This window comes from Mesorhizobium sp. M7A.F.Ca.US.002.01.1.1 (assembly GCF_004022955.1).
In the GTDB taxonomy this organism is placed as follows: domain Bacteria; phylum Pseudomonadota; class Alphaproteobacteria; order Rhizobiales; family Rhizobiaceae; genus Mesorhizobium; species Mesorhizobium ciceri.
In genome coordinates, this window is the sequence record NZ_RZQE01000108.1 from 1 (window position 1) to 15,073 (window position 15,073).

Annotated in this window: 16 protein-coding genes and 1 pseudogene; 6 read left to right on the forward strand and 11 right to left on the reverse strand. The window is 61.2% G+C overall.

Annotation, left to right across the window (positions count from 1 at the left end):
* From EN932_RS13515 to EN932_RS13525, 3 genes are all read right to left on the reverse strand, one after another.
* The coding region (locus tag EN932_RS13515; RefSeq protein ID WP_128368866.1) for a DUF4031 domain-containing protein at positions 1 to 261 on the reverse strand (261 nt) is incomplete at its 3' end.
* A 58-nt stretch (positions 262 to 319) separates the two neighbouring features.
* Positions 320 to 1,618 carry a hypothetical protein gene (locus EN932_RS13520; protein ID WP_127368435.1) on the reverse strand — a complete coding sequence of 433 codons (1,299 nt, stop codon included), beginning with the start codon at positions 1,616 to 1,618 and terminating at the stop codon, positions 320 to 322.
* Positions 1,619 to 1,733: 115 nt separating this feature from the next.
* On the reverse strand, positions 1,734 to 2,561 hold the full coding sequence (locus EN932_RS13525; protein WP_013531768.1) for a cell envelope integrity EipB family protein: 828 nt from the start codon (positions 2,559 to 2,561) through the stop codon (positions 1,734 to 1,736).
* Between the two features lie 138 nt (positions 2,562 to 2,699).
* On the opposite strand from EN932_RS13525, the gene EN932_RS13530 reads away from it, so the two are divergent.
* The 5 genes from EN932_RS13530 (at position 2,700) to EN932_RS13550 (ending at position 7,030) form a co-directional block, all read left to right on the forward strand.
* A complete protein-coding gene (locus tag EN932_RS13530) occupies positions 2,700 to 3,164 on the forward strand; it encodes a RidA family protein (RefSeq protein ID WP_127368436.1) in 465 nt (154 codons plus the stop codon).
* A 14-nt stretch (positions 3,165 to 3,178) separates the two neighbouring features.
* On the forward strand, positions 3,179 to 3,907 hold the full coding sequence (locus EN932_RS13535) for a glycerophosphodiester phosphodiesterase (protein ID WP_024503355.1): 729 nt from the start codon (positions 3,179 to 3,181) through the stop codon (positions 3,905 to 3,907).
* A gap of 50 nt (positions 3,908 to 3,957) precedes the next feature.
* Entirely contained in the window at positions 3,958 to 5,172 is a 1,215-nt protein-coding gene (locus EN932_RS13540; RefSeq protein WP_013531771.1) for a GNAT family N-acetyltransferase, read from the forward strand.
* 86 nt (positions 5,173 to 5,258) lie between these two features.
* Positions 5,259 to 5,690 carry an HIT family protein gene (locus EN932_RS13545; protein ID WP_013531772.1) on the forward strand — a complete coding sequence of 144 codons (432 nt, stop codon included), beginning with the start codon at positions 5,259 to 5,261 and terminating at the stop codon, positions 5,688 to 5,690.
* A 203-nt stretch (positions 5,691 to 5,893) separates the two neighbouring features.
* Positions 5,894 to 7,030, forward strand: a complete 1,137-nt coding sequence (locus EN932_RS13550) for a phosphatase PAP2 family protein (RefSeq protein WP_245460910.1) — start codon at positions 5,894 to 5,896, stop codon at positions 7,028 to 7,030.
* Positions 7,031 to 7,071: 41 nt separating this feature from the next.
* Here the strand turns inward: EN932_RS13550 and EN932_RS13555 are convergent.
* From EN932_RS13555 to EN932_RS13570, 4 genes and pseudogenes are all read right to left on the reverse strand, one after another.
* A pseudogene (locus EN932_RS13555) lies at positions 7,072 to 7,418 on the reverse strand (hypothetical protein).
* A gap of 60 nt (positions 7,419 to 7,478) precedes the next feature.
* Positions 7,479 to 9,947, reverse strand: coding sequence for an ATP-dependent Clp protease ATP-binding subunit ClpA (gene clpA / locus EN932_RS13560; RefSeq protein ID WP_063172102.1), 2,469 nt, complete (start codon positions 9,945 to 9,947; stop codon positions 7,479 to 7,481).
* A 6-nt stretch (positions 9,948 to 9,953) separates the two neighbouring features.
* Entirely contained in the window at positions 9,954 to 10,283 is a 330-nt protein-coding gene (gene clpS / locus EN932_RS13565) for an ATP-dependent Clp protease adapter ClpS (protein ID WP_023812950.1), read from the reverse strand.
* A gap of 296 nt (positions 10,284 to 10,579) precedes the next feature.
* Complete coding sequence (locus EN932_RS13570; protein ID WP_013531776.1) at positions 10,580 to 10,909, reverse strand: phasin family protein; 330 nt, start codon at positions 10,907 to 10,909, stop codon at positions 10,580 to 10,582.
* A 285-nt stretch (positions 10,910 to 11,194) separates the two neighbouring features.
* Here EN932_RS13570 and EN932_RS13575 point away from each other — a divergent pair, with 285 nt between their 5' ends.
* Positions 11,195 to 12,604 (forward strand): D-alanyl-D-alanine carboxypeptidase, encoded by a 1,410-nt coding sequence (locus EN932_RS13575; protein WP_013531777.1) that lies wholly within the window; start codon positions 11,195 to 11,197, stop codon positions 12,602 to 12,604.
* A gap of 46 nt (positions 12,605 to 12,650) precedes the next feature.
* Here the strand turns inward: EN932_RS13575 and EN932_RS13580 are convergent, their stop codons facing one another.
* The 4 genes from EN932_RS13580 to EN932_RS13595 form a co-directional block, all read right to left on the reverse strand.
* A complete protein-coding gene (locus tag EN932_RS13580) occupies positions 12,651 to 13,349 on the reverse strand; it encodes a DnaJ domain-containing protein (protein WP_127388340.1) in 699 nt (232 codons plus the stop codon).
* On the reverse strand, positions 13,349 to 14,080 hold the full coding sequence (locus EN932_RS13585; protein ID WP_027161546.1) for a hypothetical protein: 732 nt from the start codon (positions 14,078 to 14,080) through the stop codon (positions 13,349 to 13,351). The genes EN932_RS13580 and EN932_RS13585 overlap by 1 nt, the downstream gene beginning before the upstream one ends.
* A gap of 84 nt (positions 14,081 to 14,164) precedes the next feature.
* Positions 14,165 to 14,602 carry a DUF1489 family protein gene (locus tag EN932_RS13590; protein WP_013531780.1) on the reverse strand — a complete coding sequence of 146 codons (438 nt, stop codon included), beginning with the start codon at positions 14,600 to 14,602 and terminating at the stop codon, positions 14,165 to 14,167.
* Between the two features lie 76 nt (positions 14,603 to 14,678).
* Positions 14,679 to 15,073, reverse strand: a 395-nt coding sequence (locus EN932_RS13595; RefSeq protein WP_206618930.1) for an L-serine ammonia-lyase, iron-sulfur-dependent, subunit alpha, incomplete at its 5' end; no start/stop codon positions are given.

Sequence of the window (15,073 nt, forward strand, 5' to 3'; positions counted from 1 at the left end):
GTTCGGCACCCGCACCCGCCGGAAGACCGCGACGATCTCCTCGCGGCTGCATTCGATGGCGCCGAGCCGCACCGCACGGTCACGCTCGAAGCCGGTTATGTCATAATGCGGCGCCGATGTCTTGGGCGGCCCCTGGTAGGATGAGCGCTTGACGCCAAGATGCGCGGCAAAGCGATGCAACTCGTCGGTGTCGTCGGCCAACAGATGGCACCAGCGATGGCCGGCCCAGTTCCAGATCGCTGCGTCGACATAGGCTGCCATAAAGCTTGCTGTCTGCCTTCCATCCGTCACGACAGTCGGCCACATGGCCCGGCTGATGTCAGTGACGATAGAATGGATTGGGATAGAAAATGAAGCCGCCATTGGCTGCAAGCTCGGCGACGATGTTGGTGACTGTATCCTGCATGCGACGGTGCAGATCGGCAACCGCATCGTCGATCGAGCCCGTATGCTCATGCAAGCCCAGTGCCTCCGGCACCCGGATGTGGGCGCAACGCGGCCCGGCCGGCTGCGGAACGAACCGGTTCATCGTGTCGCGCAGCCCGCCCCGACAATAGTCGTTGCGGATCCGCTTCAGATGTTCGGCGATCTCCTCCTGGCTAATGCGCGGATTGGCGCAGGCCCAGGGTCCGACGCGTTGCAGCCTCTGAACCCTATCGGCGAGCGCGCGGACCTGCCTTTGCCGTTCGGCATCGCCAGTGTTTTCGCGCTGCCAGCGACGCGCCCGCCGCAGAAGCTCGGTGATGTCGGCGACATCAATGTCGGCTGAGATGCTTTTGCCGAGCTGGCGGCTGAGCTCGGTGACCAAAACCCTCTGACGCTGGGCATAGGAAGCGCCTTGGGCGAACGGCATACCGCTGGCAGCTTCATCGCGGGCCAGCAGTGTCGAATAGACATGGTGAATGCGCTGCGGCAGCGTGTCGGTCGCCTGGCGTTCTATTTTGAGGTTTTTCTCGACATAGGCACATTCCTTCGCCAGTGCCGCTTCGACGTTGCCGGTGAAGACAAGCTTCCAGACGACGGGCGCGATCCAGACCTTGAAATTGGGATCCGTGGCCCGACCGCGCTTGAGGGCCTCCAGTCCCATCTCGACGGCACCCGGCAGCAAAGGCGCAACGACATTGGCATGCCAGCCGACGCCGCCTTCGGGATGCAGCAGCACGCCATGGCCTTTCAAGGCCCAGGCGATCGAGTGTTCCTTCGCTGCCCCGCTGTTGCCGGGAATCTGGGCGATCAGATTGTTGGCCAGCCAGAACTTCTGCATCAGCCGGCCAAGGCCGTTGACGACACCATTGGTCGCCCATGAGGCCGTGAGCGGGCTGACCTGCGACACGATTTCCTTGTCGATCATCCAGTCGGTGAAGAACTCGGGATGATTGGGCGTAATGAAGGTCGCCTTCCCTGCCCCGCAATTGGCCTTCAGCCGCTCAAGATCAGCGTCGGGAAAGTCGATATGGCGGACATTTGAGACGCCGCGCAGACCGGCCAGGCGATTGAACGGCAACAGATCCCGAAACCCGGGAATGCCGCGCAGCATGACGATCCGGTTGACGGATGTCATGGCCCTGATCAGTGCCGGGTTGGGCCGCGGCGCGACGAACGTATCGATCCTGCTCAAGCTGATCCCCCTCGCGCCTGGACGCTGGGAAGCAGGTTGGGAGACGATTGCGGCACGTTCAAGTCGTTCGTTACGACCACGCCGTGCCGTGGCAAATCAGCTGCCTAGACAGGCACTATTTGGCGGGACAAGGTTTTGTCTGGTCGAACAGCGACAGGTTGACCAGCTTGCCGGTCATCGAGAAGTCGCCATAGTCCATGACGAGATCGCGGGTGATGCCGTTCTCATGCAGCTTGAAGCTGATACGGTATTCCGGAACCTCTTCGCCGGTCTTGTTGGTGTCGTCGAAATAGGCGATGTCGACCGGCCAGTATTTGTCGGTGGCGAGCTTTGCCAGTGCCGAAGCTTCCGGGTCGGCCTTGTCGGCATCGGTTTTCTTGCCGACAACGACGGTGGTGGTCATCACCTTGTTGGCGTCTTCGGAACCGTCGAACAGGTTGGTTTCGTAAAAATTCTCGCCCTTTTCGGCCTTGCCGATCAGTTCGACCAGATGCTGGGTCGGGAATTGGGTTGTCGCGAGCTCGACGCTGTTCTTTTCAGGCTTGTCGATGTCGACCTTGAGGCCCTTGGTCTCTTTCGTGGCGATGCCCTTGACCTCCTTGTCGAGATTCTGGTCGACGAAGGACTTTGTCACGAACGAAAAGGTCTTGCCCTCGGCATCCTCGAAAGTGGTCGTCTGCTGGTCGGTCAACCTGGTGTTGTCGGCGGTGACGATCTGGGTGACGAAGCGGAATTTCACCGTATAGCCTTCGCAGGCCGAGCCGTTGAACTCATAGACCATGCGGCCGGATATACCCGTGATGCCGGACTGATCGGAAGCCTTTTTCAGGGTAAGATCGTAGACGGCGCGGTGGGCTTGCAGCGCCGGCGCTGCGAAGACAGGGCCTATCGAGAATATCCCCGACAACAGGACGGCATGGAATGCGAGGCGCGTTGCGCGCATGAGGTACTCCGATCGTCGCGACTGATGGCAGGCCGCAGGGAAAGATGGTCCAGCTTAAAAAAAGTCGTGGCGGAAGCGAGGCAAAAATAGCAATTTCGGCCCGGCCGGCGCGGCGTCACCAAGCAATAGGGAAATACCATGAGTGAAACAATCGAAAAGCGGCTAAGCGATCTGGGTGTGACGCTTCCCGTCGCCGCCGCGCCCGCCGCCAACTACGTGCCCTATTGCAGGACCGGCCATTTGCTGTTCACTGCCGGGCAATTGCCGCTCAAGGACGGCAAGCTGCAGGCGAGCGGGCTGCTCGGCCGCGACGTCGACACGGCAGGCGGCAAGGACGCGGCAAAATACTGCGCGATCAACATCCTGGCGCAGGCCAAGGCAGCACTCGGCGACCTCGAGAAGATCAGCCGTCTGGTGAAGATCACCGTTTTCGTCGCCTCGTCACCCGAGTTCGTCGAGCAGCATCTGGTTGCCAACGGCGCCTCCGATTTCCTGGTCGCCGCCCTTGGCGAGCGCGGCAAGCATGCACGCTCCGCCGTCGGCACGGCCTGCCTGCCGCTTAATGCCGCAGTGGAAATCGAAGCCATCTTCGAAGTCGCATGAGCCAGGGTACAGATATGACCGACCTATCCTGGCTGACCGCCCGGCCCGTTGCCCACCGCGGCTTCCACGACATGAACAAGACGCGCTGGGAAAACACGCTGTCGGCCTTTGCCGCAGCCGCCGAACGCGGCTACGCCATCGAATGCGACGTGCACCTGTCGTCCGACCGCGTTCCCGTCATCATCCATGACGGCGATCTCAAGCGCCTGACCGGCCAGGATGGTTTCGTCTGGCAGCGTACCGCAGCTGAACTCGCGGCGCTCAGGGTCGGTGGCACGGCGGACCATGTGCCGACGCTGCAGGAAGCGCTCGACCTGGTCGATGGCCGCGTGCCACTGGTCGTCGAGCTGAAAGGCACGCCCGGCTATGACGAAGGCCTGGTGGCAAGCGTCGGCAAGATGCTCAAGCGCTACAAGGGCAAGGCGGCGATCATGTCGTTCGACCATTGGCTGGTCCGCGATTTCCCAAAGGACGCGCCGGGTATCCCAGGGGGTCTCACCGCCTACGGCAAGGACGTCGGGTTGATCGAGGCGCATTTCGCCATGCTGGCGCATGAGATCGCCTTCACCTCCTACGCCGCCGGCGACCTGCCAAACCCATTTGTCAGCTTCGTGCGTGAAAGGCTGAAAATGCCTGTTATCACCTGGACGGTGCATGACCAGCCGGCGGTCGACCTGACCTTCAGATATGCCGATCAGATGACGTTCGAAGGGTTCGAACCCGATCTGGTCAAAGTCGCCTGAGTGTCTGAAACGTGACTTGCACCAGGCCGGACGGAGCTTAAATAAGCCTCATGGATCAGGGCGACGAGGGTGACGGACAAACGGCCAATGCGGACTATTCGATCCGCGTCGCCGCCGGCATCGGCGCCTTCACCTGTGATGAATGGAATGGCTTTGCGGGAACTGCGCGCGGCGATTTAGAAACCAGCTACAATCCTTTGGTTTCATTCGCTTTCCTGAGCGCCCTTGAGGATTCCGGATGCGCCGTGCGCCGCACTGGTTGGCAGGGCCACCATCTCAGGCTGGAGGATGGGCGGGGCAGATTGCTGGGCGCGGTGCCCTGTTATCTCAAATCGCACAGCCAGGGCGAATATGTGTTCGACCATGGCTGGTCGGATGCGTTCGAACGCGCCGGTGGCCGCTACTATCCCAAACTGCAAAGTGCCGTGCCGTTCTCCCCGGTCACCGGCCCTCGCCTGCTGGTCACCAGGGGCGAGGACAGTGCCAAGGTGAAGGCCGGTCTCGCTGCGGGCCTGAAGGCGGTGACGCAAAAGCTCGGTGTCTCTTCCGCACATGTCACCTTCGCGCAAGAGAGCGATGTGGAGGTGCTGGAAGCAGCCGGTTTCCTGCACCGCACCGACCAGCAATTCCATTTCTTCAACGAAGGCTTTTCAACCTATGACGACTTCCTCGCCACCCTTGCCTCGCGCAAGCGAAAGGCGATGAAAAAGGAAAGGCGCGAAGCGCTTGCCCCAGGCATCTCAATCGACCGGCTGACCGGCAAGGACCTCACGGAGAAAGCCTGGGACGATTTCTTCGCCTTCTACATGGACACCGGCAGTCGCAAATGGGGCCGGCCCTATCTCAATCGTCAATTCTTCTCGATGATCGGCGAGCGCATGGCCGACGACATCCTCCTGGTGATGGCTAGGCGCAACGGGCGCTATATCGCCGGCGCGATCAATTTCATCGGTTCGGATGCACTTTATGGCCGCAACTGGGGCTGCATCGAGGACCATCCCTTCCTGCATTTCGAGGTCTGCTATCACCAGGCGATCGACTTCGCCATCGAGCGCAAGCTCAAGGTGGTCGAGGCGGGAGCGCAGGGCGAGCACAAGCTGGCGCGCGGCTACCGGCCGGTGACCATGCATTCCGCGCACTACATTGCGCACCCAGGCCTGCGCAACGCCGTCGCCGACTATCTTCGGCGCGAACGGCAGGAGGTGGAGCGGATGAGCGAATATCTGGAAGAGCATACCCCGTTCCGCAAGGATCTCGAGGAGTAGCCCCGGTTGGCCGATTGGGGGGCGACGATTATCTTGCCGAATTTCGACGCCTTCGCTACACGAAGGCACAATCCGGAGCGTTCGCCATGACCGAGGCCGCCTACGATACCGACAACATTTTCGCCAAGATCCTGCGCGGCGAAATTCCCTCGCACCGTGTCTACGAGGATGACGCGGTCATCGCCTTCATGGATGTGATGCCGCAGGGGCCCGGCCATACGCTGGTGGTGCCGAAAGCGCCGTCGCGCAACCTTCTCGATGCCGATCCGTCAATTTTCGGCCATCTCTTGAGCGCCGTTCAGAAAGTGGCGCTGGCGGTGAAAAAGGCCTTCGGCGCCGATGGCGTCACCGTCATGCAGTTCAATGAGCCGGCCTCGGGGCAGACCGTCTATCATCTGCATGTGCATGTCATTCCGCGCTTCGACGGCATCCCGCTGAAGCCGCACACGGGCGAGATGGAGAAGCCGGAGATTCTGGTCGGGAACGCCGAAAAGATACGGACTGCACTCAAAAATTGAGAGCGGGAGGTCCGCCAATGATGTGGTGGACCTGGTCGAGAATATCGGACTAACAAGCGCCGTTCAGTCCAGAAGCCGATTCTAATGCCCGGCCGTGCCCAGTGCCGACTCAACCGTTTGCAACTCTAATCGTCTGATTAGGAAATATCGAACCATCTCACGGTAAAATGCTAACGCGTGGCGAGCTGTGGGGCTTCAAAACCATGGAACATTCGGTTGCGGCATCGGCCCCACTGGCGGGGGCAATTGTCGAGCGTGCTTTTCTTGGCATCTTGGCGGATGCCTTTTGGCGACACCGGCTGCTGCACGCTATGGCTGCCGCTGCGCTGCTTCTGGCAAGCGCAGTCGGGTGGCACACTGGAAACATGCCGGATTTCGGCGTTCTGGAGGAATACGCTGAGTATCTTTTCATCGCCTTCTGGATTTGCGGCTCAGCCTTTGCACTTGGGACGCTTCTCCATCTTGCGCTGGTCCAGCGGGATACCGAACCGCTGCACACCTTCCTGAAGTCACTGGGTAGATTCTTTGGCGACGCCGAACGCATTGCCAACAGCCTGAATGGCCTGGGTGCGGGTCTTGCCTTCATATCCGCGATCGGTGTGTTGAAGGGAGCCATTGCAATCCTCTCTCCGTTTGCATGGGACAAGGCATTGGCTCAGGCCGACCGCATCCTGCATTTCGGTCGAGCCCCGCACGAATGGTTGTGGTTTATCGTCCAGTCGCCGCTTGCATTGAAGATCATCAACATCGCTTACAATTTCTGGTTCGTCGTGCTCATTACCGCGGTTTTCACCGTGTGCATCGCACGCAAGGATACGAAGCTGCGTCACCAGTTCCTGATGAGCTTCATGACGGTGTGGACGCTGGGTGGCTTCTTCCTCGCGATGGGCCTGTCGTCGGCTGGCCCTTGCTTTTACGAGCGATTGGGGTTCGGCAACGACTTTCACGCCCTCATGCAAGCACTCGCCACCGCCGATCGCATCTATCCAATCTGGGCGCTCAACACGCAGGATATGCTGTGGGGTGGCTACACCGGCGCAACTACCGGCAGCGTCGGTATATCCGCCTTCCCATCCCTGCACGTTGCGATGGCGGTGCTGTTCGCTCTCTATGCAACGCGGCGGTCTCGGCTGGCCGGTGTTGTGATGTGGTTATTCGCGGGCGTCATTATGGTCGGAGCCGTCGTGCTTGGCTGGCACTATGCCGTGGATGGCTATGCGGGCGCATCCCTGATGGTCGCGATCTGGAAGGCGTGCGGATATTTGCTGACCCGTTTCGAGTCGGACAGCGCGGCCGCTGAGAGCTCCACCATGCAATCGCCGGCCCTTTGCGGGATGTAAATTCGCCGATCTGGACGAACTCGCCTGCGGCGGCATGCCGGTCAAAACGCCTCAAGGGCGGCGCTGGATGGGTTGGACAATTTCCGAAACGCTGTTGGATACGGTCCTTGCCGAAGCTGCTCTGCGAGCGTGTCCGCGCATTGCCCAGGGCTCAGGAGCGACGTGTCGACTTCCAGATCGTACACACCGGGCCGGTGCACCTCTTCCTGCCACAGGCGCGCCACCGGGCCGCAATCCCATCCCGGGTCGATAGCGCGGCGGCATGGCCTGATCGCAAACGTCGACACCGAGATTGATCCAGACGCCATCGAAGCACCCCTGAACAGCCTTGGCGATGCTTGTTTTTCGATCGCGGCGCACCGTTCAGGGTGATGATCTGGCCGATTATGCCTACCCTCGCTCCAATAAAAAAGCCCCGTGCCCGGGGCTTTCTTGACTTTCGTAAGGTTCAGTTCTTTCGGGGCAGTTGTGGCACCAGGCTGCGCTTGCCGCCGTCCTTGCCCTTGGCTTCGGGCTTCTGCGCCACCAGCTTCTTGGCCGTCGGCTTTTTCACCACGGCCTTTCTGGACTTCGGCGTTTCTTCCGGCTCTTCCTTCTTCGGCTTCACCGGCGCCTCGTCGGCCAGCGATTCGAGCTTCAGGCCGGTCTCGCCGGTTTCCTTCTTCTCGACGGTGACGCGCACCGTGCCGCCCTTCTTGAGCTTGCCGAACAGCACCTCGTCGGCCAATGGCTTCTTGATGTGCTCCTGGATCACACGACCGAGCGGCCGCGCGCCCATGCGCTCATCATAGCCCTTGTCGGCGAGCCAGGCGATCGCGTCCGCCGACAGGTCGAAGGTGACGCCACGCTCGGAAAGCTGGGCCTCGAGCTGCATGACGAACTTCTGCACCACCTGATGGATGACCGGCACCGGCAGCGAGCCGAACGGGATGATCGCATCGAGACGGTTGCGGAACTCCGGCGTGAACAGCCGGTTGATCGCCTCGACATCGTCGCCTTCGCGCTTGGTCGAGCCGAAGCCGATCGCCGCACGCTGCGCATCCGACGCGCCCGCATTGGTGGTCATGATCAGGATCACATTGCGGAAGTCGATCTGCTTGCCGTTGTGGTCGGTCAGCTTGCCATGGTCCATAACCTGCAACAGGATGTTGAACAGGTCCGGATGCGCCTTCTCGACCTCGTCCAGCAACAGCACGCAATGCGGATGCTGGTCGACGCCGTCCGTCAGAAGACCGCCCTGGTCGAAGCCGACATAGCCGGGAGGAGCACCGATCAGCCGCGACACGGTGTGGCGCTCCATATATTCCGACATGTCGAAGCGGATCAGCTCCACGCCGAGCGACGCTGCCAACTGCTTGGCCACTTCGGTCTTGCCGACGCCGGTCGGGCCGGAGAACAGGTAGGAGCCGATCGGCTTCTCCGGTTCGCGCAGGCCGGCACGCGCCAGCTTGATCGCCGAGGTCAGTGCGGTGATCGCAGTGTCCTGGCCATAGACGACTCGCTTCAGCTCGATATCGAGGCCCTGCAGCACCTTCTCGTCGTCGGCCGAAACCGTCTTCGGCGGGATGCGGGCCATGGTGGCGATCGTCGCCTCGATCTCCTTGATGCCGATAGTCTTCTTGCGCTTGGCTTCCGGCACCAGCATCTGCGAGGCGCCGGTCTCGTCGATCACGTCGATCGCCTTGTCCGGCAGCTTGCGGTCGTTGATGTAGCGTGCCGACAGCTCCACCGAGGCCTTGATCGCCTCGTTGGTGAACTTCACCTTGTGGAACTCCTCATAATAGGGCTTGAGGCCCTTCATGATCTCGATCGCGTCCTCGATGGTCGGCTCGTTGACGTCGATCTTCTGGAAGCGCCGCACCAAGGCACGGTCCTTCTCGAAGAACTGGCGGAATTCCTTGTAGGTGGTCGAGCCGATGCAGCGGATCGCACCCGACGACAGCGCCGGCTTCAACAGGTTGGACGCATCCATGGCGCCGCCTGAAGTCGCCCCTGCCCCGATCACCGTGTGGATCTCGTCGATGAACAGCACGGCGCCAGGATAATCCTCGAGCTCCTTGACGACCTGCTTCAGCCGTTCCTCGAAATCACCGCGATAGCGCGTGCCGGCGAGCAGCGTGCCCATGTCGAGCGCGAAGATGGTTGCATTGTGCAGCACTTCGGGAACGTCGCCCTCGACGATGCGCTTGGCCAGGCCCTCGGCGATCGCCGTCTTGCCGACGCCGGGGTCACCGACATAGAGCGGGTTGTTCTTGGAGCGGCGGCACAGCACCTGGATGGTGCGGTTGATCTCGGACTCGCGGCCGATCAGCGGATCGATCTTGCCGGCCTTGGCCTTGTTGTTGAGGTTGACGCAATAAGCCGTCAGCGCGTCCTGCTGCTGCTTCTTCTTGCCGCCTTCCTCTTGCGGCTCGGCGCCGTTCTGGCCGCCCTGCTCGTCGTCGGCGCCGCGCGGCGAGCGTGTCTCCGACGCGCCCGGACGCTTGGCAATGCCGTGCGAGATGTAGTTGACCGCATCGTAGCGGGTCATCTGCTGTTCCTGCAGGAAATAAGCGGCATGGCTCTCGCGCTCGGCGAAGATAGCGACGAGCACGTTGGCGCCCGACACTTCCTCGCGGCCAGAAGACTGCACATGGATCACCGCGCGCTGGATGACGCGCTGGAAACCGGCCGTCGGCTTGGAGTCCTCGTCGTAGCCGGTGACGAGGTTGTCCAGCTCGGTGTCGATATAGGTGAGAACCGTATGCTTGAGCTCATCGAGATCGACATTGCAGGCGCGCATGACGGCGGCCGCCTCGGTATCGTCGATGAGCGCGAGCAGCAGATGTTCTAGGGTTGCATATTCATGGTGCCGCTCATTGGCGAGCGTCAGCGCCTGGTGAAGCGCCTTTTCCAGGCCTTGGGAGAAAGCCGGCATGTTACCTCACTTCTTCTCCATCACGCATTGCAGCGGATGCTGATTCTGTCGGGCGAAATCCATGACCTGGGACACTTTGGTCTCGGCCACCTCGAATGTATAGACCCCGCACTCGCCCACTCCATGATTGTGAACATGAAGCATGATGCGTGTGGCGGCTTCGCGATCCTTCTGGAAAAAACGCTCCAGCACGTGAACCACGAACTCCATCGGAGTGTAGTCGTCGTTGAGGATGAGGACCCGATAAAGGCTGGGCTTCTTGGTCTTGGTTTTGGTGCGCGTGATAACGGCCGTCCCACGGCCGGCCCCATTGCCGTTACCGTCGCCGTCTTGCATTCGCACCACGCGTCTCGTGGCAGTCAAACCGATCGTCACGTATTCCTGCCTCTTTCGATTCCCCATGCGAGTTCGACATGTAGGTGTTCGATGTACGATTTTAAGCCCTTCTGGTTAGCTGACAATATGGCTAGGTCACCAAACTTGGACGATTTTCGCAATCGTGAAGGGGCGCGAGGCTCTGGAACGGAAATTGACACGAAAAAGCCCGGCCACGTTTCCACGGCCGGGCTTTTTCTCGGGTCAAAAGGCTGAATCTGGGTCACGTCAGGCGAAATCAGTTCGCCCGGGCGAAATTACTTCGCCTTGGCAACGATCGATTCGAATGGCTTGTAGGCTTCCTTGGCGAGTTCGGCATAGAGATCGCCAATCTTGGTGGCCTCGGCGACGAAAGCCTCATAGGACTGCTTGGCATAGTCCGACTGGATCTCGATGGCCTTTTCCAGCGACTTGGCTGAAAACAGCTTCTCCACAGTGGCGCTGCCGGTTTCAAAACTCTTCTTGGTGTATTCACCAGCCTCGGTGGCAATCGCCTGTGCGCCCTTGGAGAGCGACGCGAAGCTCTTCAATCCGGTGTCGGCGAACTCTTTGCCGTATTTGCTGAAGTCCTCATAGGTCTGGGTCATTTCACGATTCCCTTGACGGTTGAGGCGTCCTTCTTCGGGGCGCCCTTGTGCAATGCAAGATAATATATTGTGCGCCGCACAAAAGTCAAGATTTCGCGGGCTTGCGGACCCGCCTGCGCAGCCAATGGCTAAAAATCGAATAAAGAGAGCTTCAAGCACGAAGAAAATGGTGAACGCGGCGGTTACCATAAACGGATTGGTAACGCTGCGCCGGTAGCTTGGCCGGAAGCGAGGCAGGACCCTTTGCCGCCTCCAACGCAACGAAGAAATCCAAGGGAAGTACCAGTGCGTAAGGCGTTGTTGGGCATCGTTTCCAAATCCACCTCCCCTCTCAAAACGATGATGATCATCGCCTTGGCGATGACATTCGTTTTTGGAGACGTTGCCTCGTCGCTGGCGGCCAAGCAGGCGGCCATCGTCGTGGATGCCAAGACTGGCAAGGTGCTTTACTCCGCAGATGCCAACGGCAGGCGCTATCCAGCTTCGCTGACCAAGATGATGACGCTGTACCTGACCTTCGAAGCGATGGCGAAGGGCAAGATCAGCAGGAATACGCCAGTGGTGTTTTCCGCCAAGGCCTCAGCCGAGGCGCCGACGAAACTTGGCGTGAAGCCGGGCGGTTCGGTCACGGTCGAGACCGCGATCCTGTCGATCGTCACCAAGTCGGCGAACGACTCGGCCACCGCGCTCGGCGAAATGCTCGGCGGCAATGAAACCACTTTTGCCCGCATGATGACCGCCAAGGCGCGTGCGCTGGGCATGAACGGCACCGTGTTCCGCAACGCCAATGGCCTGCCAGACCCTGGCCAGTTCACCACCGCGCGCGATATGGCGACGCTCGGCATCGCGCTGCGCGAGCATTTTCCGCAATATTACGGCTATTTCTCGCAGCGCTCCTTCCTCTACGGGCGTCAGCGCATCAACGGTCACAATCGCCTGCTCGGACGCATCAAGGGTGTCGACGGCATCAAGACGGGCTACACCCGCGCCTCCGGCTTCAACCTCGTCTCGTCGGTTTCCGACGGCAATCGCCGCATCGTCGGCGTGGTCATGGGCGGCAGTTCCGGCCGCAGCCGCGACAATCAGATGGCCAGCTTGATCAACACCTATCTGCCGAGGGCATCGACTCGCGGCGGTGGCGATCTGGTGGCCAAGGCCGGCGGCAACAACCCGGTCACCGCCCTCGCCCAGGTTCTCCTGCCCAAGCATGACGCTCCGACGCCCGATGACAAGCCTGTTGTGGCGCAGGACGACGCCACCGTCGCCGAGGACGCCACGGTCGCGGAAGACGATACCCCGCAGGCCGAAGAAGCAGCCCCCGTCGTCAAGACCAGAAAGGTCAAGACCGTCATCGTTTCAGCTCCCCAGGTCGCGACGGCCCAGGTCGTCGCTGCCTATGCCGAGCCAACGCCAGCGGCCGTCGACCCGGTCAACACGGCGTCGGTGCCGTCAGGCTGGGCCATTCAGGTCGCCTCGTCGCCAAAGCAGTCCGAGGCACAGGCCTTCCTCGACAAGACCACCAAGCAGGCGCCCAAGGTGCTGGCCGACGCCTCCGGCTTCACCGTCGCCTTCGACAAGGACGGCGTCACCTACTATCGCGCCCGCTTCGGCGGCTTCGGTTCGAAGACCGCCGCCTGGAAGGCCTGCACCGCTTTGAAGAAGAAGAACATCGAGTGCTACGCCGTCCAGCAGTAGGACGGCGTGGAAATCATCTCCCGGAAAAATTCTGCGTCGAAGGAGACTAGTTGTGATTGGAGAGCAAGACGTCCTTGGCTTCGTTAATCCGCGCCGCCAGGAAAGACGTGCCGCCGACATCGGGGTGCAGGCGCTGCATCAGGCGGCGGTGCGCCTGGCGGACATCCGCCGCGGCGGCCCCCGCTTCAAGACCAAGGACCTTGTAGGCCTCCTCCTTAGTCATGGCGCCCGGACCTGGCGCAACACCCAGCCCTTCGCCACCGTTCGTCTCAGTGTTTTTGCGCCAGACGGGAAATCTGCCGTCAAGATACGTCTCTAGCAACTGCCGGCTCTCCGGATCACCGGAGAGTTCGCGGTAGAGGTGCTGCAATTCCACCAGCCCCATCGCGCCAAGCATCTTGCCTTCGTGGCGGCCAGCCAGGACCAGTCCTTCGAGGCCGCCGGTATCGTGATCGAGCTCCATTTCCAATGCCGCTGTGCGCACCGTCGATCGTTTGCCCGGTGCAAGCCCCGCCGGCTGGCGTTTCATTCGCATGGAACCATACCAGGCAATTGCCGCGGTGAGGATCATGCCGCCGATGCCTTCACGGCCGACCACCAGCACGGCGACGCCGACAACTGCCAGAAGAGCCGGCCCGAGCGTTCGCAGCGTGCCCGCCAGTTTCGCTGGCTCGGCACGCAGAAAGATCGTCACCGCGCCAAGCAGCAGCAAAAGCAACGCTACAAAAGCGATGATTGCGCCCATTATTTTCCGCCGCCCCGCAGATGCTCGATCATCAGCCGGTCTTCCGGCCTGCCTCTGGCTTCGAGCGCCTTCAACCCGCCGGTCGCGAACACGGCGACAGCCGAAAGCAGTCCGGCCAGGGTCGCGGCAGCCCGCCGATCAAACCGGAACCAGGCCCCCTTGGACAGCCGCGCAACCTCTTTGAACGCCTTTTCCGCGCTGGAATCATGGCCTTCCTGAAAGACGAAGACAGGAACGCCATGAAGGCCGAGGCTGCCGGCCTTTTCGGCCAGATCGTCGATATCCTCTTCCATCGCATCGCCGATATAGACCAGCGCATTGACCTTAGCGGTTGCCGTCTGTTTCAACGCATGCGCCAGCACCTTGCCGATCTGGGTATGACCGCTGCGGCACTCGATCCGCGTCATCAGCTGCTTCAAGGCATTGGTGTCGCTCACGAAAGCGGACGAACGGCACTCGCCAAGACCGCGAAAATAAACCAGTTGCACGCTGAGGGTTCCTGCCTTGCCGACGGCGTCGAACATCTGGCCCTGCAGCGTGCAGGCCAGATCCCATGTCGGCTGGCGGCTCATCGTCGCGTCGAGAGCAAGGATCAGCCTGCCCGAACCGGTCGCCGATGCGGCAAGTGTCCTCGCCTGGCGAATGAAGGCGTCGATCTCGCCGGCGTTGGATTGGGGCTTGATCGGCGCAGGATTGGTCCTCGCTGGCACAGGTTGCTTCTTATCGCTCATAAAAAACAAGATGTGGCGTTGCCACATCGCTTGCAAGCCCCACATCGGGCGGCACAAAGGGCCAGACGGTGATGCCACCTGGGGTCAGAGCAGGCCGAGGTCGGCAAGCTCGCGCCTGAGTTTCGGCGGCATCTCGATCAGTCCGGCCTTGCCCTTGCCCAGATCGAGCGGCGCGTCGGCCGGCTTCAGATAGCGCCAGCCCTGAAAGGCCCGGCGCGGCTGCCAGTCGGTTCGAACAACCTCGGGGTCGAGAATCAGGTGGCAGCGGCCGATGCCTTCACTATCGGTGAACGGCCGGATCTCGGTGATCAGTTGGCGGCACTGCACATTGCCTTTGATCACCCAATAGAGCGAACCGCCATCGGTGACCTCGGCGCCGCGCGTCGGCATCATGCGCGTGGTGTGATATTGCTCGACCGGCTCACCGGCGCGCCGCCGCTCGTCGAGGCGGAAGGCGATCCACTCCTCGAGATCTTCGACGCTGTCGCAGCCGACACAGAGTTTTATGAGATTGAGAGACATCGCTTAAGGTTAGTCCCGCATGCGGACGCGTCAACGACCGGATCGACTTCTCCACAGTGGCAGTTTAGGCCAGCCTTCAGCATTCCACGACGTTGACGGCGAGCCCACCCAGGCTGGTTTCCTTGTACTTCTCGTTCATGTCGAGGCCGGTCTGGCGCATGGTCTCGATCGCTGCATCGAGAGGTACGAAATGGGTGCCGTCGCCCTTGATGGCCAGTGACGCTGCCGTCACCGCCTTGACCGCGCCCAGCGCATTGCGCTCGATGCACGGCACCTGCACCAGCCCGCCAACCGGATCGCAGGTCATGCCGAGATGGTGTTCGAGCGCGATCTCGGCGGCATTCTCGACCTGCTCGGGCGTACCGCCCATGACGGCGCACAGGCCGGCCGCCGCCATTGCCGATGCCGACCCGACCTCGCCCTGACAGCCGACCTCGGCGCCGGAGATCGAAGCATTGGTCTTGATGATGC

Excerpts from the sequence above, each read along its gene's own strand:
- EN932_RS13525 (WP_013531768.1), bottom strand. The coding sequence starts at position 2,561 with ATGCGCGCAACGCGCCTCGCATTCCATGCCGTCCTGTTGTCGGGGATA.
- EN932_RS13530 (WP_127368436.1), top strand. The coding sequence starts at position 2,700 with ATGAGTGAAACAATCGAAAAGCGGCTAAGCGATCTGGGTGTGACGCTT.
- EN932_RS13535 (WP_024503355.1), top strand. The coding sequence starts at position 3,179 with ATGACCGACCTATCCTGGCTGACCGCCCGGCCCGTTGCCCACCGCGGC.
- EN932_RS13540 (WP_013531771.1), top strand. The coding sequence starts at position 3,958 with ATGGATCAGGGCGACGAGGGTGACGGACAAACGGCCAATGCGGACTAT.
- EN932_RS13545 (WP_013531772.1), top strand. The coding sequence starts at position 5,259 with ATGACCGAGGCCGCCTACGATACCGACAACATTTTCGCCAAGATCCTG.
- EN932_RS13550 (WP_245460910.1), top strand. The coding sequence starts at position 5,894 with ATGGAACATTCGGTTGCGGCATCGGCCCCACTGGCGGGGGCAATTGTC.
- clpA (WP_063172102.1), bottom strand. The coding sequence starts at position 9,947 with ATGCCGGCTTTCTCCCAAGGCCTGGAAAAGGCGCTTCACCAGGCGCTG.
- clpS (WP_023812950.1), bottom strand. The coding sequence starts at position 10,283 with ATGCAAGACGGCGACGGTAACGGCAATGGGGCCGGCCGTGGGACGGCC.
- EN932_RS13570 (WP_013531776.1), bottom strand. The coding sequence starts at position 10,909 with ATGACCCAGACCTATGAGGACTTCAGCAAATACGGCAAAGAGTTCGCC.
- EN932_RS13580 (WP_127388340.1), bottom strand. The coding sequence starts at position 13,349 with ATGGGCGCAATCATCGCTTTTGTAGCGTTGCTTTTGCTGCTGCTTGGC.
- EN932_RS13585 (WP_027161546.1), bottom strand. The coding sequence starts at position 14,080 with ATGAGCGATAAGAAGCAACCTGTGCCAGCGAGGACCAATCCTGCGCCG.
- EN932_RS13590 (WP_013531780.1), bottom strand. The coding sequence starts at position 14,602 with ATGTCTCTCAATCTCATAAAACTCTGTGTCGGCTGCGACAGCGTCGAA.